Below are 23,241 nucleotides of genomic sequence, written 5' to 3'. Positions count from 1 at the left end.
ACATGCATGGATGTCCTTCAGTGCCTGGTCTCGCGCGACCACATCGACTTCGGTCGGGTGTGGTCCGCCTCCTGTTGCGCCTGACGCGGCAGCGGGCCGTCCGACCGGCCCTTCCCTCCCTCGGTGACCCCGTCGCGGGCCGAGTCCTCTCTTCACGCGCGCTGCCGCAACTCCGGTGATCCCGACGCCCTGCGTCGTCACGCTCGCTCACCGTTTCCTCCGTCTTTACTGACGGACCCTCACTCCTGCCTCGCGCCATGCCGCTTCGCCCTGCCCGCGTCCTGCAACGCCTCCGAAAGGCTTCTTCTGTCATGCCCGTGGAGTTCCTCGGCATCGCCGCCACCAACGATGGATCCGAAACCACCCCGCGCTCCGGCGCCGCCTTCGACAAGGAGTACACGCTCCGGCTCGCCCGGGCACACGAGGACCACGGCTGGGACCGGGTGCTGTTCGCCTACGGCTCCGGTTCCCCGGACCCCGCGCCGGCCGCCGCGTACGTCGCGAGCCGGACCGAGCGGCTGCAGATCCTGCTCGCTCACCGGCCCAACGTCTCCTACCCCACCTTCGCCGCCAAGACCTTCGCCACCCTCGACCAGCTCAGCGAGGGCCGGCTCACCGTGCACTTCATCACCGGCGGCAACGACCACGAGCAGGGGCGTGAGGGCGACACCCTCACCAAGGACGAGCGGTACTCCCGCACACGCGAGTACATCCAGCTCGTCAAGAAGATCTGGACCACTCACGAACCCTTCGACCACGAGGGCGAGCACTACCGCTTCCACGACTTCGTCAGCGACGTCTTCCCCGTCCAGCAGCCGCGCCCTGGCGTCTCGTTCGGCGGATCCTCACCCGCCGCGTACGCCGCCGGAGGCGCCGAGGCCGACATCTACTGCCTGTGGGGCGAGCCCCTGGCGAAGACCGCCGAGCAGATCGAGGCCGTGAAGGCCGCAGCCCGGGCGGCCGGCCGGATCGACGTGCCGCGCATCCAGGTGGCCTTCCGCCCGATCATCGCCCCGACCGAGGAACTGGCGTGGGAGAAGGCGCATCGCACGGTCGGCGCCATCCGGGAGCGGCGCGGGTCGGCGCTCGTCCGACACCACCGGGGTGACGCACCCGAGGCTGCGTCACCCCAGAACGTCGGATCGCAGCGGCTGATCGCGATAGCCGAGGCGGGGGAGCGCTACGACCGCGCCCTGTGGACCCCGACCGCCGCCGCGACCGGCGGAGCCGGCAACTCCAACGCCCTCGTCGGCACCCCCGAGACGGTCGCCCAGGCGCTCCTCGACTACTACGACCTCGGCGTCGACATCCTCTCCGCCCGCGGCTACGACCTGCTGGACGACGCGATCGACTTCGGTCGGTACGTGATCCCCCTCGTCCGTGACGAAGTCGCCAAGCGCGACGCCGAGCGAGCGGCCCGCGGCCCCCTGACGCTCACGGCGGTGGGCGAGTGAGCTGCGCGGCACCGCTCCCCGAGCTGACGGTCGTCCACGTCCCGGTCTCCGACCCGCGTGTGGAGCCCCTGCTGAGGGAACTCGGCCACGAGTACTCCACCCGCTACGGCAAGGACGCCCACGCCGAGCTGGCCCGTTATCCCGACGAGGAGTTCACCGCTCCGTACGGGGGAGTCCTGCTCCTTCTCCTGGAGCGCGGCCAGGCCGTCGCGGGCGGCGCCTTCCGCCGGTACGACACGACCACGGCCGAGCTGAAGAGGATCTGGACGCACTCCGCCCACCGCCGCCGCGGCCTCGCCCGGCGGGTCGTGGCCGAGCTGGAGCGGGAGGCGACCCTCCGCGGCTACCAGCGGATCTACCTCACCACCGGCCCGCGCCAGCCGGAGGCACGCAGCCTGTACCTGGCCACCGGCTACGCACCGCTGTTCGCCACCGATGCCGACCCGGAGTCCATCGGACCGCTCCCGTTCGAGAAGCACCTCCCCGCCTCGGCACGGACAGGAAAGGCCGCCGACCTGTGAAACCCGCGACCATCAACCGCCTGCGCGCCGCAGCCGCCCTCGCACTGCTGTCGCTCCTGGCCCTGACCGCCTGCGGCACCGACGGCACCGCGACGGTGGGCGCCCAAGCGCCCACCGCACCGGCCGACGACCCGGTCGGCGGCGTACGGAAGGTGGACGCCGTCGCCGCCCTGCTGCCCGCGGACATCCGCGAGGCGGGGACGCTGAAGGTCGGCAGCTCGATCGGATTCCCGCCCGGTGCGTACTACCCCAACGGCACGGACAAGGCACCCGCCGGCCAGGACATCGACCTCGCCGACGCGGTGGCGAAGGTCCTCGGCGTGAAACTGGAACGCCAGGACGCCTCCTTCGAGACGATCCTGCCCGCCCTCGGCAGCGGCAAGTACGACGTCGGCACAGGCAACTTCGGCGTCACCACCGAGCGCCTGAAGACGATCGACTTCGTCACCTACATCAACGACGGCCAGGGCTTCGCCGTGAAGAAGGGCAACACGACACTCGGCGACCGGGTCACCGACCTGACCCAGCTGTGCGGGCTGTCGATCGGTACAGGCGCCGGCACGACCTTCGAGGCCACCCTCACCGCGCGCAAGGGGGTCTGCGCCGAGGCCGGCAAGAAGCCCTACGACGTGAAGGTCTACTCGGAGAACGCAGCCACCCTCACCGCGCTCCAGCAGGGCCGCATCGACGTCGTGATGTCGACCATCAACGGCCTGCGCCACCAGGCGGCGCAGCCCGCCGCCCAGACCGTCTTCCTCGGCGAGTACCACCGGCTCGACGTCGGCTTCGCCTTCAAGAAGGGCTCCCCGCTCACCCCGGCCTTCCAGGCCGCGGTCGACCAGCTGATCAAGGACGGCACCTACGCCCGGATCCTGAAGAAGTGGGGCACCACCGCCTCCGCGATCGACGCGTCGAAGATCAACCCGCCCGAGCACAGGTGACCCATGAGCAGCGACACCATCGTCCCACCGGCCGCGAGAGCGGCCGAAGACCCGGCCACCACCCTCAAGGTCGTGCCCGCCCGCCACTACGCCCGCTGGGTCGCGGCCGCCGCCGTGATCGTGCTGCTCGCGCAGTTCGCGCACGGCCTGGCCACCAATCCCGTCTGGGAATGGCACGTCTTCCGCGACTACGTCCTGTCCGAGACCATCGTCCAGGCCGTCTGGGTGACCCTCCAGCTCACCGCCTACGCCACCGTCCTGGGATTCCTGCTGGGCACCGTCCTGGCCTTCATGCGGCTGTCGCACAGCCCGGTGCTCAGGACCGTCGCCTGGGGATACGTCTGGATCTTCCGGTCCATCCCGATGATCGTCCAGCTGGTGTTCTGGTTCAACCTCAGTGCGCTGTATAAGGAGTTGGGTGTCGGCATCCCCTTCGGGCCGGTTTTCTGGTCCGTCGACAGCAACGCCCTCATCGGCACCATCGGTGCAGCGATCATCGGCCTGACGCTGCATCAGGCGGCCTACGCGGCCGAGATCGTCCGCGGCGGCGTCCTCGCGGTCGACCACGGCCAGCTCGAAGCGGCCGCGGCACTCGGCATCCCCCGGCTGCGGCAGATCCGCCGCATCGTGCTGCCGCAGGCCATGCGCGCCATCCTGCCCACCGCCGGCAACGAGATCATCGGCCTGCTCAAAGGCACCTCGGTGGTCTACGTGATGTCGATCGGTGAGCTGTTCTACCAAGTGCAGGTCGTCTACGGCCGCAACGGCCGGGTGATCCCGCTGCTGCTGGTCGCCACCGCCTGGTACGTCGTCCTCACCACCCTGCTCTCGGTCGCCCAGTACTACGTGGAGCGCCGTTACGCCCGGGGCGCCGACCGCATGCGGCCACCCACCCCCCTCCAGCGCGCGCGGCGCCTCCTCCGCACCCTGTCTCCGGGAGAGAGCCGATGAACACCGACGTGATGGTGGACGTACGCGCCGTCCACAAGAGCTTCGGCACCCTGGAGGTGCTGCGCGGCGTCGACCTCCAGGTGCGCGCCGGCGAGGTCACCGTGATCCTCGGCCCGTCCGGCTCCGGCAAGTCCACCCTGCTGCGCACCATCAACCACCTCGAGAAGGTCGACCAGGGCTGGATCAGCGTCGACGGCGAGCTCATCGGATACCGGCGCCACGGCGACAGGCTGCACGAGCTGAAGGAGAAGGACGTCCTCAAACAGCGCACCCACATCGGGTTCGTCTTCCAGAACTTCAACCTCTTCCCGCACCTGACCGTGCTGGACAACCTGATCGAGGCCCCCGTCTCCGCACTGCGCCGCCCACGCAAGGAAGCCGAGGAGACCGCCCGTCGGCTCCTCGCGCGGGTCGGCCTCGCCGACAAGGCCGACGCCTACCCGCGGCAGCTCTCCGGCGGCCAGCAGCAGCGCGTGGCCATCGCCCGTGCGCTCGCCCTGGAACCGAAGGTGCTGCTCTTCGACGAGCCGACCTCGGCACTCGACCCGGAACTCGTCGGAGAGGTCCTCGACGTCATCAAGGACCTGGCCCGCACCGGCACCACCATGATCGTCGTCACCCACGAGATCGGCTTCGCCCGCGAGGTCGCCGACACGGTCGTCTTCATGGACGGCGGAATCGTCGTGGAACAGGGCTCGCCCGCAGCCGTCTTGGACGACCCGCAGCACGCACGTACCCGCGCCTTCCTCTCCAAGGTCCTCTGACCAGCCCGTACGGCCGCCCACCTTCACGCAACGCAAGGAGAACCACCGTGTCCACCACCCTCGCCGGCCGCGCCGTCGCCGCCGTGCTCGGACTCGCCTCGGCCGTCGTCCTCGCCGCCTGCGCCAACCCCTCCGACGGCGGTACGACCGAAGTCGCGGCCGCGAAGGGCGGCACGAGGAAGATCAACCTCAGCCCGGACCAGGACCGCGTCACCACCGCCAAGGTCGACTCCATCGCCGCCCAGGTACCGGCGGAGATCCGCAAGCGCGGCACCCTGGAGATCGTCGACTCCTCCGGCTCCGCCGCACCGCTCACCTTCCGCGCCACCGACAACAAGACCGTGATCGGTGTCGAGACCGACATCGCCCACCTCGTCGCCGACGTCCTCGGCCTCAAGCCGCACATCAACACCGTCTCCTGGGAGAACATCTTCGTCGGCCTCGACAGCGGCAAGTACGACGTCGGCTTCAGCAACATCACCGTCACCGAGGAACGCAAGGAGAAGTACGACTTCGCCACCTACCGCGAGGACAACCTGGGCTTCGAGGCGAAGAAGGGGAGCGGTCTCACGGTCCGCGGGCCGAAGGACGTGGCGGGCCGGACCGTCGCCGTCAGCAGCGGCACCAACCAGGAGAAGCTGCTCGTCGAGTGGAGCGAGGAGAACGAGAAGGCCGGCCGCAAGCCGGTGGACATCAAGTACTACCAGAACGACAGCGATACCTACCTCGCCCTCCAGTCCGGTCGCATCGACCTCTACCTCGGGCCCAACCCGACCGCCGCCTACCACGCCGCCACCACCGGCAGGACGGAGGTCGTCGGCACCTACTCCGGGGCCGGCGCCACACTCCAGGGCCTCATCGCCGCCACCACGAAGAAGGACAACGGCCTGGCCAAGCCGCTCGCCGAGGCCCTCGACGAGGTCATCGAGAACGGCACGTACGCCAAGGTCCTGGAGCGGTGGGGCCTCTCCGAGGAGGCCGTGACCACGTCGCAGGTCAACCCGCCCGGCCTGCCCAAGACCAACAAGTAGGCACGAGGGAGGTTGCGCATGAGGTTTCAGGTCCTCACGATCGTCGGCCACGCCCCCCACGCGCTGTCCGGTGAACTCGGCTCCGCCGCCGACCGGCTGGCGGAGGTCGTGGAGACCGGTGTCGCCGCCGAGGAGCTCGGCTTCGACGCGTACGCGGTCGGTGAACGGCACGCCGGGGCGTTCCTGTCGTCCAGCCCCACGGCGCTGCTCGGCGCCGTGGCCGCCCGCACGTCCCGCATCCGGCTGCTCACCGGTGTCACTGTCCTGGCCATCGCGGACCCGGTGCGCATCGCCGAGGACTACGCGACTCTCCACCAGCTCTCCCGTGGCCGGCTCGAACTCGTCATCGGCAAGGGCGCGGAGGCGGGCCACTTCGACCTCTTCGGCCTCGACGAGGGCCTCCAGTGGGACTACCAGAGCGAGAAGTACGAGCTGCTGCGCAGGCTCTGGCGCGAGGAGAAGGTCACCTGGCAGGGCAAGTTCCGCCCGCCGCTGTCGGACACGACCACCGTGCCCCGGCCCTACGAAGGACGTCCGCCGCGCGTCTGGCACGGCTCGGCCACCAGTCTCCACTCCATCGAGTTGGCCGCCAGGCACGGCGACCCGTTGTTCAGCGCCAACGCCATCCAGCCCCGCGACGCGTACGCACGGCTGATCGCGCGCTATCGCGAGCGCTTCGAGGCGTACGGGCACGACCCGCGCACCGCCCACGTCGGTGCGGGATCGGGAGGACTGTTCGTCGCCGACACCACCCAGGAGGCGATCGCCCGCTTCAAGGACTTCTACGAGGCCCGGGTACTGCAGACCTACAAGCCGCACCTGGAGGGCAAGCCCGGCTACAACACACCCTTCCGCACCATCGAGGAGGCCGTCGCGGACGGCCCTCATCTCATCGGCAGTCCCCAGCAGATCATCGACAAGACCTGGCCTTCCACCAGGCATACCGCCACGACCTGCAGTCCATCACCGTCGACAGCTCGGGTCTTTCGTCGTCCGAACAGGTCGACCAACTGCGCCGATTCGCCGAGGAGATCGCTCCGGTCGTGCGGCGCGAGGCCCCCACCACTCTGTGGCAGCAGCCGTAGACGCCTTCCGAAATCCCCGCCCGGCACTGAAAGGTCCGCCCATGGCCACCGTCCTGTCCGTCTCCGGAAGTCCCTCCGCCACCTCCCGCACCGCATGCCTCCTGCGCCACCTGGACCGCCGTCTCGCCGCCGAGGGGCACGAGGTGATCCCGCTGGACGTCCGTACTCTGCCCGCCGAGGCCCTGCTCGGCGCCGACGTGCGCCACCCGGCGATCGCCGAGGCCGCCGCGCTCTTCGCACGCGCGGACGGCATCGTGATCGGCACACCCGTCTACAAAGCCGCCTACTCGGGCCTGCTCAAGTCACTGCTCGACGTGCTCCCGCAGTACGCCCTGACCGGCAAGACGTTGCTGCCGCTGGCCACGGGCGGCAGCACGGCCCACGTGCTGGCCATCGACTACGCGCTGCGCCCGGTGCTGAGCTCCATGGGCGCCGCGCACATCGTCCAGGGCTGGTTCACGCTCGACAAGGACCTCCACGTGGGGGACGACGGCATCCTGACCGTCGCGCCGGGCCCGGCCGAGGGGCTCGCCCATGTCACGGACCAGTTCTCCGCCGCCCTCGGCGGGCGTACGGCCCTGCTGGCCGCCGTCGGCTGAGCACGCCGGCCCCGCGTTCCTCCTCACCCTCTTCACCCTCTTCCGACCCCGCTTGAAAGGCAGGACCCCGTCCATGACCTCCACCGCCCCCGCTCCCTCCGTCCCGCAGAGCGCCGGAATCACCGTCGCGAAGGTCGGCGGCCGTATCGGTGCCGTGATATCCGGAGTCCGCCTCGGCGGCCACCTCGACGAGGCGACCGTGGCCGCGATCCGCCGCGCGATCCTCGACCACAAGGTGGTCTTCTTCCGTGACCAGAACCACCTGGACACAGAGAGCCACGAGGCGTTCGCCCGCCTCCTCGGGACCCCGGTCGCGCATCCCACCGTGCCGTCCGTGGACGGCCGTTACGCCCTCGGCATCGACAACGACCACGGCGGCCGCGCCAACCAGTGGCACACGGACGTCACCTTCGTCCCCGCCTATCCGGCCTTCTCCATCCTGCGTGCGGAGGTCGTGCCGCCCTACGGGGGCAACACCCTGTGGGCCAACACCGCCGCCGCGTACGCCGAGCTGCCCAAGCCCCTGCGGGTGCTGGCCGACAGCCTGCGCGGCGTCCACACCAACGACTACGACTACGCGGCGGTACGCCCCGACGCCCCGTCCGAGGCGCTGGAACAGCACCGTCAGGTGTTCACCTCGACCACGTTCCGCACCGAGCACCCCGTCGTGCGCGTCCACCCCGAAACCGGTGAACGCGCCCTGGTCCTCGGCAACTTCCTCCAGCGGCTCACCGGTTTCAACGGCCCGGACTCCCGTGCGTTGACCGGTGTGCTCCAGTCCCACGTGGAGCGCCCGGAGAACACGGTGCGCTGGCAATGGCGCGCGGGCGACGTCTCCATCTGGGACAACCGCGCCACGCAGCACTACGGCGCGGACGACTCCGACGACCACGAGCGGACCCTGCGCCGCGTCACCGTCGACGGAGACGTCCCGATCGGCGTGGACGGCCGACCCTCGGTTCTGCTGTCTCCGGAGACGGTGCCCGAGCCGGCCTACGGCATCGCCTCCGGCGCATCCACCGACGGCGCACTCGTGGAGGTCTGACCCCTACCGCGACCGCCCGGCGCGTACCCGATCCGAGGGCCGCGCCGGGCGGTCGCCTGCGTGGAAACGTGCCTGTGCGGTGCGCTCTTGACGTGGTTGCGGAACGCCCCGACACTGCGGAATGAGATTCCTAGTGACAAGGTGGGAAATCATGGGCTGCTCGGTTCCGAACCCTGCCGCGGGCGCTTGCACTCCGGTCGCTGACCCTGCTGACATCCCGGCGTCACATCGACCTGCTGCGCGTGTGCAGCGCGGCCGATTCGCAGCGCGGCCGGGGTGCGCAATCCCCTTCGACCGGCGGAGCCTGAACTCCACGTCGGAGTCGCTGCATTCTTCGGCCGGAGTCAGAGCCGCACCGGAACTCCCCATCCCTCGCGGAGAGCACACGCCGACGCCGGCGCGCTCCACCGCCGTCCGTCCCCAGCGCGACCACCTCAAGGGAGACGCATGCCCGCCCCGTACCCGACCGTCGTGCCGCCCTTCCGAGGCAGGATCGGCGAAGACGCCCGCAGCGGCTACCCCGCCCAACCGCACCGGTACCGGCTTCACCTCGCGTTGTCCTGTCCGAACTGTCTCCAGATCGCCGTCACGCACAGCCTGATCGGCCTCGACGACACCCTTCCCGTCGTGCTGCTGCCGGCCGTGCCCGACGCACGCGACGGCGGACACCTGGCGCTGCGTCCGCTGTACGACGCGAGCGCGCACCGGCATCCCGGCCCGGCGGCGGCGCCGGTGCTCAGCGACGACTGGACCGGACGGATCGTCAGTACCCGTGCCGCCGACATCCTCAGCGACCTGGCCCGGAGGTTCGCAGGCCACGGGCTCGATCTGCATCCCCACGCGGTCGACGACGAGATCGCGGCCATCGGCCGACTCTGCCGACAGGGGATCAACGGCGCCGCGCAGCGCGCCGGCCGAGTCGACACGGACGCGGGAGCACGGGGGGAGGCGCTACGGACCCTGCTGCACGGCCTGGACGTGCTCGAGCGCCGTCTGTCCCGCCACGATCACGTACTCGGTGACGGCCTCACCCTCGCGGACGTGCAGGTGTGGGTGACACTCGTGCAACTGGACACGGTGCACCGCTGGCACCTGGACGCCGCCGCGGTCCACCGCATCACCGACCACCCTCACGTGTGGGCCTACGCGCGCCGCCTCGCGCGGCACCACGCCTTCGGCGCCCACCTCGACCTGGACGCGATCGTGCTGCGGCACCACCTCCACTGCCGCGGCCAGGAGGCCGCCGGCGCGGCGATCCGGATCGTGGACTGGGAGGCGGGACGGGCCCAGGGAGCGGGCCGACGGGCCGTCGAGCGCCTCGAACCACTCGAAGAGCGCTCCGGTCGCTGAGAACGCGGCCGCAGCCCGGAAACGCCAGTGGGGGTGACGAACGTGTCGTCACCCCCCTACACGTACGTCCCCGACCACCCGTAGCCCTTCAGGAGGTGATGGGCAGGGCAGCGCCTTCGTTGCCCGGGGCGGCGAGGGGCGGGCCGACTGCGAGGCGGGCGCCGGGGGTGCGGCCGCGGCCCCAGCCGATGTCCCGGCGGTAGCTGCCGAGCAGACCGGCATCTACGAGGCGGTGCTCGTCGCGGACGTCGGCTTCGCCGGGCAGCGGCAGGGCCTGCGGGGCCACGTACAGGGCGTCCACGGGGCAGTTGGCCTCGCACTGGAAACAGGTCTGGCAGTCGGACTGCCGGGCGATGACCGGGACGCCGTCGGCGCCCCGGTCGAACACGTCTGTCGGGCAGACCGCGATGCACTTGTCGCAGGTGATGCAGCGGTCGGCGGAGACCAGTTCGATCATCGGGTCACCTCCTGGAACGGGGGTACGGGGTCGTGCCGGGTCCACACGCGGTCCACGCCGCCCGTCACCACGCGGTGGCGCTGCGCCGGGTCCAGCTCGGGATGGTCGAGCCGCTTCGCCATCCCGCGGGTCTCGGTGCGGGCCAGGGCCGCGGTGTACATCCAGCGGGCGTGCGCGGTCATCGCCGCCGCCTCGCGGGCCTTGAGCAAGTCGCGCCCGCTCCCGTGCAGAGTGGCCCGGACCTCGGCCCACACGGCGTCGAGCGCCGCCAGTGAGCTGGTGAGTCCGTCGCCGGTGCGGAAGTAGTTCTTCTCGTACGGCAGCACTTCGCCTTGTACGGCGGAGATGACGTCCCGGAATCCGTCCGCCGGGCCGCGCGCGGAGGTCGGCCGCAGCCCCGCCCCGCCGGCCGGCCGCATCTCGCGCGTGCCGGTCCGTCCGCCGAGCGACAAGGCGTGGCGGGCGGCGCCGGTACCCGCCCAGATGCCGGAGGAGATCGCCCAGGCCGCGTTGTGGCTGCCACCGCCGGTGAAGCCGCCGCAGATCGGCTCGCGCGTCGCTGCGTCCCCCGCCGCGTACAGGCCGGGCACGGTCGTGGCGCAGTCGTCGCCCGTGAGCCGGATGCCGCCGGTGCCGCGCACGGTGCCCTCCGCGAGCAGGGTGATCGCGAACAGCTCGGTGAACGGGTCGATGCCGAGCCGGTCGAAGGGGAGGAAGAAGTTCGGCTGCGCGAGCCGCATGGAGCGCCGGGCGCCGGCATCGGCACGGTCGAGCCGCGCGAAGACCCTGCCGTCGAGGAGCGCACGGGCGATCACCGAACGGGAGGTGACCGACGCTCCCTCCAGGAGCCGTCGGTCCGCGTCGTAGAAGGTCGCGAAGGCGTAGAAGGCGTTCTTGGTGACGGACGTGCCCTCCGGAGCGATGCCGTACGCGTTGGAGAACTCCATCCCCGACAGCTCGGCGCCCGTCTCCGCGGCGAGCAGGGCCCCGTCACCGGTGTTCACGTTGCAGCCGATTGCCCCGCTGAGGAAGGCGCACCCGCCGGTGGCCAGGACCACGGCCCCGGCCTGGACCCGGTACGGCTTCCCGCCCTCCTGGCGCCGCAGCCCCTGGGCCCCGGAGACGGCGCCGGAGGTGTCGGTGAACAGCTCTGTCACCGGGCTGTGGTCCAGGATGCGTATCCCGGCCTTCCGGATCCGGATTCGCATGCGCCGCATGTACTCCGGCCCTTGGAGCCCGTTGCGCAGCGGCGTGCCGTCGGGCGCGGTGGGGAAGGGGTAGCGCCCCTCGTCGGCCAGCTCGTTCATGGCCGCGTACGTCTCGTCGAGGACGCGCTCCTTCCAGTGCCGCTCGGCCAGGTGCCCGCCCAGTGCCTGCCGGCTCGCCATCGCCGCCTCCCGGGCGGCGGGCTCGGGCGGGACGTACCAGACCCCGGTGCCGCCGGCCGCGGTCGCGCCGCTGGTGCCGCAGTACCCCTTGTCGGCGAGGACGACATCGGCTCCGGCCTGCGCGGCCCGCAGCGCCGCCCACGTGGCGGCCGGGCCGCCGCCCACGACCAGGACATCGGTGGTCAGGTCGGTGACGTCATGGCGGAGAGGACCGCCTCCACGTCCGGTCATGCCGGCGCTCCCACGGGCGCGCCGGCGGGCCTCGGTAGCCCATAGTGCTCACGGAGCGTCCGGCCGGTGTACTCGGTGCGGAACAGGCCGCGGGCCTGGAGGATCGGGACGACCTGATCGACGAAGTGGTCGAGCCCGCCCGGCAGATAGGGCGGCATGATGTTGAAGCCATCCGCCGCCCCCTCGGTGAACCACTCCTCGATCTCGGCGGCGATCTGCTCGGGCGTGCCCGCGACCACGCGGTGACCGCGTCCACCGCCGAGCCGGGCGATCAGCCGGCGCAAGGTGAGCCCGTCGCGCCGTGCCAGCTCGGCGACGAGCGTAAAGCGGCTCTTGTTGCCGTTGATGTCCCGCTCGTCGGGCAGGTCGGGCAGCGGCCCGTCCAGCGGCAGGCCGGTGAGGTCGGTGCCGAGCATGCCGGAGAGCTGAGCAAGCCCGTACTCGGGGACCTGGAGATCGGTCAGTTCCTGCTCCAAGGCGCGGGCCTCCTCCTCCGTCGAGCCGATCACGGGGCAGATGCCGGGCAGGATCCTCACGTCCCCCTCCGAACGCCCCTGGCGTACGATGCGCGCCCTGAGGTCCTTGGCGAACGCCTGCGCGTCGGACAGGGTCTGCTGCGCGGTGAACACGGCCTCTGCGTACCGTGCTGCGAACTTCCTTCCGTCCTCCGACGACCCGGCCTGCACCAGCAGCGGTCTGCCCTGCGGCGAGCGGGGCACGTTCAGCGGACCGCGCACCCTGAAGTGCGTCCCCCGGTGGTCGACGGGCCGGACCTTGTCGGTGTCCGCGTAGACGCCGCCCGCGCGGTCGAGCACGATCGCGTCGTCCTGCCAGCTGTCCCACAGCTTCACGGCCACGTCGACGAACTCCCGCGCCCGCTCGTAGCGCAGGCCGTGCTCCAGGTGCTCGTCGCGGCCGAAGTTCCGGGCCTCGTCGACGGTCCCGGACGTCACGATGTTCCAGCCGGCACGGCCTCCGCTGAGATGGTCGAGTGACGCGAACGCGCGGGCCACGGTGAACGGCTCGTGGAACGTGGTGGAGACGGTGGCGATGAGTCCGATGCGCTCGGTGGCGGTGGCCAGCGCCGAGAGCAGCGTGAGAGGTTCGAAGCCGCCGAGCGCGTTGTACCGGGCGTTGCCCCACAGAGCGAGACCGTCGGCGAGGAACACCGAGTCGAGCAGCCCGCGCTCGGCCGTACGGGCCAGCTCCTGGAAGTACGTCACGTCGATGACGCGCTCGGGACTGGTCAGCGGGTGCCGCCAGGCGGCATCGTGATGGCCGGCGTTCATGAGGAAGGCGTTCAGGTGCAAGTGGCGGGGCGGTGCGGCGGGCATGGCGAGTCCTTGATGAGGAGGGCGGGTACGTGAAGGGCGGCCGGTGGACGGAACGGCCGGCGAGGTGACGTGCGGGGAGGAACGGCCCGGGCGGGTCAGCCGTCCGTGGCGGGCCGCCAGGAGCTGAGGCGCCGTTCCAGCGCCACGAGGAGCTGGTTGAAGGCCACACCCACCGCGGAGATCGTGATGATCCCGGCGTACATCTGCGGGATGGCGAAGTTGTACTGAGAGGCGTTGATCAGATGGCCGAGGCCCGCCTTGGCGCCGATCATCTCGGCCGCGACCAGTACCAGGATGGAGACGGCCCCCGCGAGCCGGACGCCGGTGAACACGGCGGGCACGGATGCCGGCAGGATCACCTTCTGGAACAGGCGTAGGGCGGGAAGGTCCAAGGAGCGGGCCAGGCGCAGGAGCGTCGGATCCACGGACCGCACGGCGCTGATCGTGCTGAGCAGCACCGGCCAGGTGCAGGCGTACACGATGATCGAGATCTTGGACGTCTCGCCGATGCCGAGCAGCAGCACGAACACCGGCAGGAGCGCGAGGGCGGCGGTGTTCCGGAAGACCTCGAGGAGCGGGCCCAGGAGGTCCGCCACCCGCCGATACCAGCCGATCAGCAGGCCGAGGGGTACGGCCAGTGCCACCGCGATCCCGAACCCGGTGAACGAACGGGTGAGGCTGGCCCGCGCGTTGTCGGCGAGCTGACCGTCGGCCGCGAGCTGCCACCACGCCTGTGCCACCTCGCTGAACGGTGGCAGGAACGTCCGGTCGACCAGGGCCAGTCGGGGTGCGGACTCCCAGAGCAGCAGCAGTGCGAGGACGGCGACCGACTTGGTGCCCGCCTTGAGCAGTCCGTACGCGAAGGCGCGGGCCGACCACGCGAGGCGCCGGCGGCGCGGCGCGACCGAGGGAGCGACGGGTCCCTGGGCTTGGGCTACCGGGTGCGCGTCGGGAGCGGCCCGATCGCTCAGCGGGAGACGGGCTTCGGCCTCGGTGACCGAACTCGTGGATGTCACGGAACTCACGGGGCGACTCCTTCCCTCTCCTCCTGCTGGGCTCTGGACACCTCGTCGCGCAGCAGGGACCAGATCCGATGCCGGAACCGCGCGAACTCCGGGCTGGAGCGCGGATCGTCCTCGCCCGTCGGCTCCGGAAGTTCGATCGGCACGACCTCCTTGATCCGGCCGGGGCGTGACGTCATCACGGCCACGCGCTGTCCCAGGCGGACGGCCTCGTCGATGCCATGCGTGATGAAGACGACCGTCTTTCCCGTGCGCCGCCAGATGCGCAGCAGCTCGTCCTGGAGGGACTCCCTCGTCTGGGCGTCCAGCGCCGCGAACGGCTCGTCCATCAGCAGCACGTCCGGGTCGTAGGCCAGGCTGCGGGCGATGGCGACCCGCTGACGCATGCCGCCGGACAGCTCGTGCGGATGGTGTCCCTCGAACCCGCTCAGGCCGACCAGGTCGAGGAACTCCCTGGCTCGCGCGGCCCGTTGGCGCCGAGGTGTGCCGACGGCCTCCAGTCCGAACTCCACGTTGCCCAGCGCGGTGCGCCACGGGAGGAGCGCGTACTGCTGGAAGACGATGCTCCGGTCGACACCCGGTCCGGTGACCGGCGCACCGTCGAGGAGTATCCGACCGGCAGTGGGCCGTACCAGGCCGCCGAGCAGGTCGAGGAGGGTCGACTTGCCGCAGCCGCTGGGACCTACGACGACGAGGAACTCGCCGGCGCCGACGGACAGGTCGATCCCGTCGAGCGCGGTGACCACGGACCGTCCGTCCGCTCTCTTCGGGAGAGCGAACTCCTTGCGTACGCCGTCGAACACGATCTTCGCGGTGTGACCCACGCGCTTCACCTCCCGCTCGGCGTCGCGGCGGGGGACGCCACGGCGGCGTTGAACTCGTTGGTGTAGAGGGCTTCGAGCCGGACCTTGCCGTTCGGTATGTCGCCCCGCTCGGTCAACCAGTCGAGCCAGAGCTTGAGTTCGGCGCCCGTGATGCGTCCGCCGGGCTCGCTCACGCCGTACGACTTCCAGTAGCGCAGCGTGTCGACGTCCTCGTTCCGCTTCCGCTTCTTCACGATGTCCGTCATGCGGGCGACCACCTCCTCACGCGGGGTGGTGCGCGTCCAGTCGAGGGCACGCGCGACGCCGGTGACGAACGTGCGCACGGTGTCCGGGTTCTGGCGGATGAACCGTTCCGTCATGACGTACGTCCCCGCGCTGAAGTCCCCGAGAAGCTGGTGGTCGGTGAAGAGCGACCGGATCCCGCCCTTCGCCAGCGCCTTGTCCCGGAGGACCCCGCCCAGCACGGCGACGTCGATCTGTTTCTGGCGCAGGGACTGCTCGGTGTTGACCGGAGGCACGACGAGGGGCTCGACCTTGTCCGCGTCCGCCGACGACAGCCCGCCGCGCTGGAGGTAGATGTCGAGCATGGCCTCGGAGTGCGCGCCCAGGGTGTTCATGCCGACCTTCCTGCCGACGAGGTCGCGGGCGGAGCGGATCGGGCTGGCGGCGAGGACGTAGTAGCCGCTGAACGCGTGCTGATCGGAGCCGTAGTAGCTGATGACGGCCTTGATCGGGGCGCCGCCCGCGGCGAGTTTGACCACGGCGCCGTTGAAGGCACCGCCGAAGTCGGTCTGGCCGGTGGCCGCCGACTGGATGTCCTGCGGGCCGCTGATCGTGTTGCCGACCCACTCCAGCTTCACGTCGTCCAAATACCCCAGATCCGCGGCGAGTTCCGCGGGAAGCACCTGGCCGGCCCACCCCTGGTACCGCAGCGTCTTCGTACCGCCCTTGCCGGCGGAGCCGCCGCCCACGGCGGTGCCGCAGCCGACGGCAACCGCCGAGAGGCCGATCAGTGCGAGGATCTGGCGACGGTTCGCCAGCGGCGAAGTACTCATGAGGATGTCCTGTTCAGAGGGGACGGACGGGTGGCGCGGAGAGGTGGTTCCCGCGGACTGCGGCGAGGACGAACGGGCCTGCTCGCACGGGAGCCGACGGCAGCGCGGGTGAGAACGTCCAGCGTCCGCGAGCGCGCGGATTCCTTCGCGCGTGGTGCGGGGGAGAGTCGGACGGCAGTGGGCGAGGCTGCCGAGGGGTCGCCTAGCAGCCGCAGGAACGGATCACACAGAGGGCGCTGGCTTGCCGTCGAAGATCGACGTGCAACCGCGCGGTGAAGGTCGCTGGCTGGCTCACACCGACGAGGCTGGCAGTGGCGATCAGCCGCGTCAACGCGGGAAACGGACCTGTCTCACATGCTGGGTGTACTGCCATACTCCAGAAGCGAGTCGTTCACAAAGAGCGGCGCAACCTGGCGCGGGCAGCTGGGCAGCGTGCACCGACGGGGCAACGATCGTCGGGATCGGTAGCCGCATGGAGGGCGTTCACCGTGACCCCCGTGAAGAGCGGGGCCGGGCGCGCCGGCCGGCCCCGCTCCTTCGTTCAGCGCAGGTCGAACCGGTCGAGGTTCATCACCTTGTCCCACGCGGCCACGAAGTCACGCGCGAACTTTTCTCCTGCGTCGGCCGACGCGTACACCTCCGCGAGCGCGCGCAGCTGCGAGTGCGAACCGAAGACGAGGTCGACGGGGGTGGCGGTCCACCGGACCTCGCCCGTCGCGCGGTCGCGTCCCTCGAAGACGTTCTCGTCGGACGTCGACGCCTTCCACTCCGTGCCCATGTCGAGGAGCTGGACGAAGAAGTCGTTGGTCAGCGACTCCGGCCGGTCGGTGAAGACCCCGTGCCGCGACCGCCCGAACCCGGTGTCCAGCACCCGCATCCCCCCGACGAGCACCGTCATCTCCGGCGCCGTCAGCGTCAACAGGTTGGCACGGTCGAGGAGAAGGGTCTCGGGCGACAGCTTCTCCCCGGCCCTGAGGTAGTTGCGGAACCCGTCCGCGCGGGGTTCGAGCACCGCGAACGCCTCCACGTCCGTCTGCTCCTGAGAGGCGTCCGTGCGGCCCGGCGCGAACGGCACCGTGATGTCGTACCCAGCGTTCCTCGCGGCCCGCTCGACGGCCGCGCACCCGCCCAGCACGATGAGGTCCGCGAGCGAGATCCGCGCCCCGCCCGCACCCTCGAAGTCCGCGCGGATCCCTTCGAGGGTGTCGATCGTCTGCGCCACCTCCGGCGCGTCGTTGACCTCCCAGTCCCTCTGCGGGGCGAGCCGGATCCGCGCCCCGTTCGCGCCGCCGCGTTTGTCGGTGCCGCGGAAGCTCGCCGCGGACGCCCAGGCGGTGGTGACCAGCTGGGAGAGGGACAGCCCCGAGTCGAGGACGCGGGCCTTGAGGGCGGTGACGTCCGCCTCCCCGACCAGCGCGTGGTCGACGGCGGGGACGGGGTCCTGCCAGAGCTGCGGCTCGGGGATCCACGGGCCGAGGTAGCGCGAGAGAGGACCCATGTCGCGGTGCAGCAGCTTGTACCAGGCCTTGGCGAACGCGTCCGCCAGCTCGTCCGGGTTCTCGTGGAAGCGCTTGGCGATCGGCGCGTAGACCGGGTCGAGACGCAGCGAGAGGTCCGTCGTGAGCATCATCGGCGCATGCCGCTTCGACGGGTCGTGCGCGTCGGGCACGGTGCCCTTCGCCGCCGCGTCCTTGGGGGTCCACTGGTGGGCTCCGGCAGGGCTGGTCGTCAGCTCCCACTCGTACCCGAACAGGTTCTCCAGGTAGCCGTTGTCCCACTTGGTGGGCTCGTTGGTCCAGGCGCCCTCCAGCCCGCTGGTGAGGGTGTCGGCGCCCTTGCCGCTGCCGTACGCGTTCTTCCAGCCGAGGCCCTGCTGTTCGACGGGGGCGGCTTCGGGCTCGGGACCGATGTACTGCGGGTCGACCGCGCCGTGACACTTGCCGAAGGTGTGGCCGCCGACAATGAGGGCGACGGTCTCCTCGTCGTTCATCGCCATGCGTCCGAACGTCTCCCGGATGTCCCGGGCGGCGGCGAGCGGGTCCGGGTTGCCGTTGGGGCCCTCCGGATTGACGTAGATCAGGCCCATCTGCACGGCCCCGAACGGGCCGGTGAGCTCCCTGTCACCGCTGTAGCGCTCGTCCCCGAGCCAGGTGTCCTCCGGGCCCCAGAAGATCTCCTCCGGCTCCCAGACGTCGGGGCGCCCGAAGCCGAACCCGAAGGTCTTGAACCCCATGGACTCCATGGCGCAGTTGCCCGCGAAGACCAGCAGATCGGCCCAGGAGATCTTCCGCCCGTACTTCTGCTTGACCGGCCACAGCAGCCGGCGCGCCTTGTCGAGGCTCGCGTTGTCCGGCCAGCTGTTGAGCGGGGCGAACCGCTGGGCGCCCTGGCCGCCGCCGCCCCGGCCGTCCGCGATGCGGTACGTCCCCGCGGCGTGCCAGCTCATCCGGATGAAGAGCGGCCCGTAGTGGCCGTAGTCGGCCGGCCACCACTCCTGGGAGTTCGTCATCACCGCGAAGACGTCCCGCTTCAGCGCGTCGACGTCGAGGCCGGCGAACTCCTTCGCGTAGTCGAAGTCCCCGCCCATCGGATCGGACAGGGGCGAATGCTGATGCAGGACCTGCAGGTCCAGCTGGTTCGGCCACCAGTCCATGTTGGATTTCGGCCGGGTCTCGGTGGGGGTGGGTGCGGGAATCGCCGGGTTCTCGCTGTCGCTGCCGGGCACGTGGGTCCTTCTTCCGCTCATCGTGACGGTTTCGGCGTCCGTCATGCTCGCGCACGGCGGACCGCGCGGCCGTGAGAACACGCAGAGCCCCGCAAACCTCAGGAATGATCAGAAGGAAGGACTTTCCGGCGCGCCTTCCGATCTCGGAGCGGAGGACGAGTGCAGCCGCGCCGTGGTCGAACGCGGCTACCGCTTGAACCACTCGGCAGGAGGGGGCACGGCTACGCCCCCGAGCGATCCGGGCCCTGATCCACAAGGGGTTCACGGACCTGTCAGGAACGGAGGCACCGCGAGCCGTGTCCCGCACGCGCCGCCGTGATAGCCGTCCGGAGCGCAGGGAGCGCAGGGAGCGCACTGCGGTCGCGACCGCTCGGCAGGATGATGGGACCATGAAAGGGCTGCCTTTCCCTCTTCCCGCCGGGGCGGATGAAGGCGGGCGGCTGGGTCCGCCCCCGGCCGCCTTCGCCCTGCTCGCCGCAGACGGAGTGCTGGTCGGGTGGAGCCGCGAGGCCGAGGCCCTGCTGGGGTATCCCGCCGCGCAGGTCCTGGGGCGCCCGGCGGCCGACCTGCTCGTCCCCCCGCACACCGATCGCCACGGACCGGACGAGCGGCGGCCGGACCAGCGGCTGTGGTTCGACGGGACACGCAGCGCCGTCCTGGACGTGCGCCATCGCAGCGGACACACCGTACGTGTGGCGGTGACGCTGCGTCCCCTGACCCCCGGTCCCGACGGGGACCCCACCGGTCTGTCCCCCTGCGCCGTCCTCATGGCGGCCGAGCTGGAGGAGCTCCGCTGGTGGGAGACCAGGCAGGCGATGCTGCAGGGGCTCGTGACCCAGTCGCCGGTGACACTGACCATCTACGGCCCGGGCGCGCGCCTCCTGTGGGCCAACGCGTCCAGCGTCCGAGAGCTCGGCGGCGACCTCACGGCGTCACTGGGCCGCTCCATGACCGAACTCTTTCCCGGCGATGTCCTCACCACCCAGCATCTGGTGCCGCCCGAGGACTTCGTCCAGCAGATCCTCGACACCGGTGAACCGGTCATCGACGTGCATTTCCGAGGCCGGGCCCCGGCCGACCCGCGCCAGGAGCGCGTCTGGTCCTCGTCCTACTTCCGGCTGCTGGACGGCAGGGGAGAGCCGGTGGGGGTGTGCGAACAGTCCATCGACATCACCGACCACTACCGTGCGCAGCAGCGCCTCGCGCTCCTCGCGGAGGCCGGTGCGCGGATCGGTGCGTCGCTCGACCCGTCCGGAACGGCGGCGGAGCTCGCCGAGACCGCCGTGCCGCGGTACGCCGACGCCGTGCTGGTCGACGTGGCGGCGGAGGTGCTTGCGGGCGAGGAACCAAGGCCCGTCACGGCGTGGGACCTGGTACGCGTGGCCGATTCCGACGGAGAGCCCTCCCGGGTGGGCGAGCGGGTCGCGTACGCCGCGGGAACGGCGCAGGCCGAGAGCCTGGCCGGGCGCCGTGCGACCACGGACGCCGAGGTCGCGCCGACACGGCTGTACGTCCCGCTGATCGTGAGGGGGACTCCCTGGGGCCTCGTCACCTTCGTGCGAGGCGACGACTCGGATCCCTTCGACGACGGCGATCGGGCGGTGGCGGAGGAGCTGGCGTCGCGGACCGCTGTGTGCATCGACAACGCCCGGCGGTACCGGCGGGAGCACACGGCCGCGTTCATGCTCCAGCGCAGTCTGCTGCCTCGGTCGCTGCCCGAGCTGAGCGCCGTCGAGGCGGCTAGCCGCTACCTGCCCGCCGACAGCCACCTCGGCGCCGGCGGCGACTGGTACGACGTCATTCCGCTGTCCGGCGCGCGTGTCGGACTCGTCGTCGGGGAAGTCGTCGGCCACGGGCTGGGGGCCGCTGCCACCATGGGGCGCTTGCGCGCCATGGTGCGCACCCTGGCGGAGCTGGACCTGGCGCCCGACGAACTCCTGGCCCGGCTGAACGATCAGGTCGGCAGGGACGCGATCGACCAGAACGTGCAGGGAGCGGACGACAGCGGCGCCGTCGGAGCGACGTGCGTGTACGGAGTCTATGATCCGGCTTCCCGGACTGGCACCTGGGCGGCGGCGGGACACCTGGCGCCGGCTGTGGTGCAGCCGCACGGCGCCGTCGGCTTCCTCCGTCTGCCGCCCGGGCCTCCTCTGGGCGTGGGACGGCTTCCGTACGAGAGTGCGGAAGTGGAGCTCGCCGCCGGAAGCCTGGTCGTGCTGTTCACCGACGGCCTCGTGGAGGCCCGGGGACAAGGCGTCACAGAGGGATCGGACCGCTTGGCGGCTGTGCTCGGGGAGCAGCGAGGATCGTCGGCGGATCTGTTGTGCGCCCAGATCGTCGCGCAGCTGGTGCCGGAACATGTGCGTGACGACGTGACGCTGCTCGTCGTGCGCACCCGTGCGCTGGACGCACGCCAGGTGGCGGCCTGGGAGCTGTCCCCGGACCCCGCGCTCGTCGCGCGCGCACGTGCGATGGCCGCGGAACAGCTCGGGCGGTGGGGACTGGACGATCTGGCCTTCACCACGGAACTGGTGGTCAGCGAGCTGGTCACCAACGCGATCCGTCACGCCTCCGGCCCGATCGGTGTGCGCCTGATCCGGGACCGCTCCCTCATCTGTGAGGTCTCCGACTCGCAGCACACCTCACCGCATGCCCGTTACGCCGGCAACGACGAGGAGGGCGGACGCGGACTGTTCATGGTCGCCCAGCTCACCGACCACTGGGGTACGCGATACATGCCGGCAGGCAAGACGATCTGGGCGGAACAGGCCTTGCCCGTGCCGTGACGGCCCACGCCACTCGCCGCCGCCCGCCCGCCGTGCGGGTCATGTTGTACGCAGACGCATGGCCAGGGCGGCGGTGCCGTCGTCGGACGGGCGAGTCGAGGGCGGCGGTGTCCGGTACGGGGGAGCACCGTCGCCCATGAGGAGCGATGTTCCTCACAAAGATCCGCGACGTCGTCGCCCACGGGGCGGCCCCCATCTTCGGGCTGCCCGATCCGCATCGACCGCCACCGCGGCACACCCCCGGCCGGTGTCCTCGAGCTGCCCGCGAACCGCGACGGATGCCCGCCGGAGCCGTCAGAGCCGGACCGTCCAACTGACCGTGGACCTCATCGTCCGGGCGATGGCGCGGTCCCGCACCGAGGGCGTACGGTCCTCGGCGGTGAGAGACAGCGTGTGGGTCCGAAGGCCGAGCAGCCGCAGGGCCGGGTCGGACACCCGTACGTCGGTGCGGCCCGCGAGGGACTTCACCTCCCGCCCGTCCAGGTACCAGCGGATCGTGAGTTGACGCCCGTCCGCCCCGGTCAGCCGGGGCACGAGGGCTTTGGCGGTGTCGCCCCAGCGGAGGGCGCGATCGGTGGGCGTGACGGGGGAGGCGATGCGCGCGTCGCGGTAGAAGCCGGCGATCATCGCCTCCGCTCCGGGCAGATTGAAGGGCTTGCCGAGGGAGCGCATCATGGAGTTCTCGGTGGGACGCCGCAGTCCGGTGACGTAGTAGCCGCCGCCCTCGTATGCGCCGACGGTGCCGCCGTCGGGAGACTGCTCGCCGAGCCAGCGGTGCCACTTGGTGCCCCGGTCGGCCATGCCGTCGGCGGTGAGGGTCGTGATGTTGGAGTCGGCGGGCTCGGGGCCCACGTAGCGCTCGTAGCCGGGGTAGTCGGGGTAGAAGTACTCGTCGGCGAGCTTGCCCAGGGAGTGGCCGGTCTCGTGGATCGCGACCTGGCCGGATTTCTCGTTGCCCGCCGAGGCCGTTGATATGCCCTCGTAGCCGAGGGTCTTGCTGGGCTCGTTGTAGCCCGCGCCGCCGTACTTGGTGCTGTTGGCGAGGACGAGGACCAGGTCTGCCTCGGGGGCCTTCGCCACGTATCCGTCGACCTTGTCCTGGTCGACGCAGAGCAGCCGCTCGATGCCGTCGCACCAGAAGTACGAGCCGAGAGCCGTGTCCCTCAGGGTGCCGGGAGAGGGGTCGCCGGAGACGCCGGACTGGTTCGAGACGGCGTCGACGGTCCAGACGTTGAAGAGGTTGCGGTAGGTGGTGTACGGCTCGACGGCCGTCAGCTCGGCCCATTTCTGCTGGGCGTCGGCGTGGAAGCGGGGCAGTTCGGCGATGGTGTAGCCGTCTCCGACGACGACGATGTCGAGCCGGTCGGCGACGGGGCCGTTGTCGACCACCTTGGCCACCTCGCCGTCGGCGACCGCCTCGGTCGCCGTCAGGCGGGAGGCCGGCTGGTTCCGGCCCTCCGGCGGCACACGCGTGTGGCCGGATCCGGCGAACGTCCCGTGTTCCGGCCCGGGTATCTCGACCTCGACTCCGGCCGTGGGGGGTGCCGTCGGGTCCGCGGCGGCGCTGCCGGGTGCGGCGGCGAGGACGGCCGCGAGGGCGACGGTCACTCCGGCCGCCATGGCTCCGCGTCGTGCTGAACGCATGAAATCAGCCCCTTGTCAGGCGAGTTAACCGCCT

The 23,241-nt window shown here is 70.9% G+C and carries 19 protein-coding genes and 1 pseudogene; 11 read left to right on the top strand and 9 right to left on the bottom strand.

Annotated features, from left to right (window positions below; translation table 11 throughout):
• Positions 1-311 precede the first annotated feature (311 nt).
• From ACWF79_RS01545 to ACWF79_RS01500, 10 genes and pseudogenes are all read left to right on the top strand, one after another.
• Positions 312-1,454 (top strand): LLM class flavin-dependent oxidoreductase, encoded by a 1,143-nt coding sequence (locus ACWF79_RS01545; RefSeq protein WP_453726015.1) that lies wholly within the window; start codon positions 312-314, stop codon positions 1,452-1,454.
• Positions 1,451-1,975, top strand: coding sequence for a GNAT family N-acetyltransferase (locus tag ACWF79_RS01540; RefSeq protein ID WP_453726014.1), 525 nt, complete (start codon positions 1,451-1,453; stop codon positions 1,973-1,975). Before ACWF79_RS01545 ends, ACWF79_RS01540 begins: the two co-directional genes overlap by 4 nt.
• Complete coding sequence (locus ACWF79_RS01535; protein ID WP_453726013.1) at positions 1,972-2,916, top strand: ABC transporter substrate-binding protein; 945 nt, start codon at positions 1,972-1,974, stop codon at positions 2,914-2,916. Before ACWF79_RS01540 ends, ACWF79_RS01535 begins: the two co-directional genes overlap by 4 nt.
• Positions 2,917-2,919: 3 nt before the next feature.
• On the top strand, positions 2,920-3,867 hold the full coding sequence (locus tag ACWF79_RS01530; RefSeq protein ID WP_453726012.1) for an amino acid ABC transporter permease: 948 nt from the start codon (positions 2,920-2,922) through the stop codon (positions 3,865-3,867).
• Complete coding sequence (locus ACWF79_RS01525) at positions 3,864-4,631, top strand: amino acid ABC transporter ATP-binding protein (RefSeq protein ID WP_453726011.1); 768 nt, start codon at positions 3,864-3,866, stop codon at positions 4,629-4,631. Before ACWF79_RS01530 ends, ACWF79_RS01525 begins: the two co-directional genes overlap by 4 nt.
• 47 nt (positions 4,632-4,678) lie before the next feature.
• A complete protein-coding gene (locus tag ACWF79_RS01520; RefSeq protein ID WP_453726010.1) occupies positions 4,679-5,662 on the top strand; it encodes an ABC transporter substrate-binding protein in 984 nt (327 codons plus the stop codon).
• Between the two features lie 18 nt (positions 5,663-5,680).
• A pseudogene (locus ACWF79_RS01515) lies at positions 5,681-6,747 on the top strand (LLM class flavin-dependent oxidoreductase).
• Positions 6,748-6,788: 41 nt separating this feature from the next.
• The gene (gene ssuE / locus ACWF79_RS01510; protein WP_453726009.1) at positions 6,789-7,346 is read left to right on the top strand and encodes an NADPH-dependent FMN reductase; all 558 of its coding nucleotides are present in this window, start codon (positions 6,789-6,791) and stop codon (positions 7,344-7,346) included.
• A gap of 73 nt (positions 7,347-7,419) precedes the next feature.
• Positions 7,420-8,391: a TauD/TfdA dioxygenase family protein gene (locus ACWF79_RS01505; RefSeq protein WP_453726008.1), complete on the top strand. Its 972-nt coding sequence runs from the start codon at positions 7,420-7,422 to the stop codon at positions 8,389-8,391.
• A 447-nt stretch (positions 8,392-8,838) separates the two neighbouring features.
• Positions 8,839-9,741, top strand: a complete 903-nt coding sequence (locus ACWF79_RS01500) for a glutathione S-transferase C-terminal domain-containing protein (protein WP_453726007.1) — start codon at positions 8,839-8,841, stop codon at positions 9,739-9,741.
• A gap of 88 nt (positions 9,742-9,829) precedes the next feature.
• On the opposite strand, the gene ACWF79_RS01495 is transcribed toward ACWF79_RS01500, so the two are convergent.
• The 8 genes from ACWF79_RS01495 to katG all read right to left on the bottom strand — a co-directional run bounded on the left by ACWF79_RS01495 (position 9,830) and on the right by katG (position 18,798).
• Positions 9,830-10,198 (bottom strand): 4Fe-4S dicluster domain-containing protein, encoded by a 369-nt coding sequence (locus ACWF79_RS01495; RefSeq protein ID WP_453726006.1) that lies wholly within the window; start codon positions 10,196-10,198, stop codon positions 9,830-9,832.
• Positions 10,195-11,817, bottom strand: coding sequence for an FAD-binding protein (locus tag ACWF79_RS01490; protein ID WP_453726005.1), 1,623 nt, complete (start codon positions 11,815-11,817; stop codon positions 10,195-10,197). Before ACWF79_RS01490 ends, ACWF79_RS01495 begins: the two co-directional genes overlap by 4 nt.
• Positions 11,814-13,151 carry an LLM class flavin-dependent oxidoreductase gene (locus ACWF79_RS01485; RefSeq protein ID WP_453726004.1) on the bottom strand — a complete coding sequence of 446 codons (1,338 nt, stop codon included), beginning with the start codon at positions 13,149-13,151 and terminating at the stop codon, positions 11,814-11,816. Before ACWF79_RS01485 ends, ACWF79_RS01490 begins: the two co-directional genes overlap by 4 nt.
• Before the next feature lie 95 nt (positions 13,152-13,246).
• On the bottom strand, positions 13,247-14,176 hold the full coding sequence (locus ACWF79_RS01480) for an ABC transporter permease (protein WP_453726003.1): 930 nt from the start codon (positions 14,174-14,176) through the stop codon (positions 13,247-13,249).
• Positions 14,173-14,997, bottom strand: coding sequence for an ABC transporter ATP-binding protein (locus tag ACWF79_RS01475; protein ID WP_453726002.1), 825 nt, complete (start codon positions 14,995-14,997; stop codon positions 14,173-14,175). The genes ACWF79_RS01480 and ACWF79_RS01475 overlap by 4 nt, the downstream gene beginning before the upstream one ends.
• Before the next feature lie 5 nt (positions 14,998-15,002).
• Positions 15,003-16,052 (bottom strand): ABC transporter substrate-binding protein, encoded by a 1,050-nt coding sequence (locus tag ACWF79_RS01470; RefSeq protein ID WP_453726001.1) that lies wholly within the window; start codon positions 16,050-16,052, stop codon positions 15,003-15,005.
• 202 nt (positions 16,053-16,254) lie between these two features.
• On the bottom strand, positions 16,255-16,425 hold the full coding sequence (locus ACWF79_RS01465) for a putative leader peptide (protein WP_453726000.1): 171 nt from the start codon (positions 16,423-16,425) through the stop codon (positions 16,255-16,257).
• 168 nt (positions 16,426-16,593) lie between these two features.
• Positions 16,594-18,798, bottom strand: a complete 2,205-nt coding sequence (katG, locus tag ACWF79_RS01460) for a catalase/peroxidase HPI (protein WP_453726163.1) — start codon at positions 18,796-18,798, stop codon at positions 16,594-16,596.
• Positions 18,799-19,166: 368 nt separating this feature from the next.
• Here katG and ACWF79_RS01455 point away from each other — a divergent pair, with 368 nt between their 5' ends.
• Complete coding sequence (locus ACWF79_RS01455; protein ID WP_453725999.1) at positions 19,167-21,563, top strand: SpoIIE family protein phosphatase; 2,397 nt, start codon at positions 19,167-19,169, stop codon at positions 21,561-21,563.
• Positions 21,564-21,857: 294 nt separating this feature from the next.
• Here ACWF79_RS01455 and ACWF79_RS01450 read toward each other — a convergent pair whose 3' ends face one another.
• On the bottom strand, positions 21,858-23,207 hold the full coding sequence (locus ACWF79_RS01450; RefSeq protein ID WP_453725998.1) for a M64 family metallopeptidase: 1,350 nt from the start codon (positions 23,205-23,207) through the stop codon (positions 21,858-21,860).
• Between the last annotated feature and the right edge of the window lie 34 nt (positions 23,208-23,241).

The organism is Streptomyces sp. NPDC054975 (genome assembly GCF_053609105.1).
This window is presented reverse-complemented; position numbering and strand designations above follow the sequence as displayed.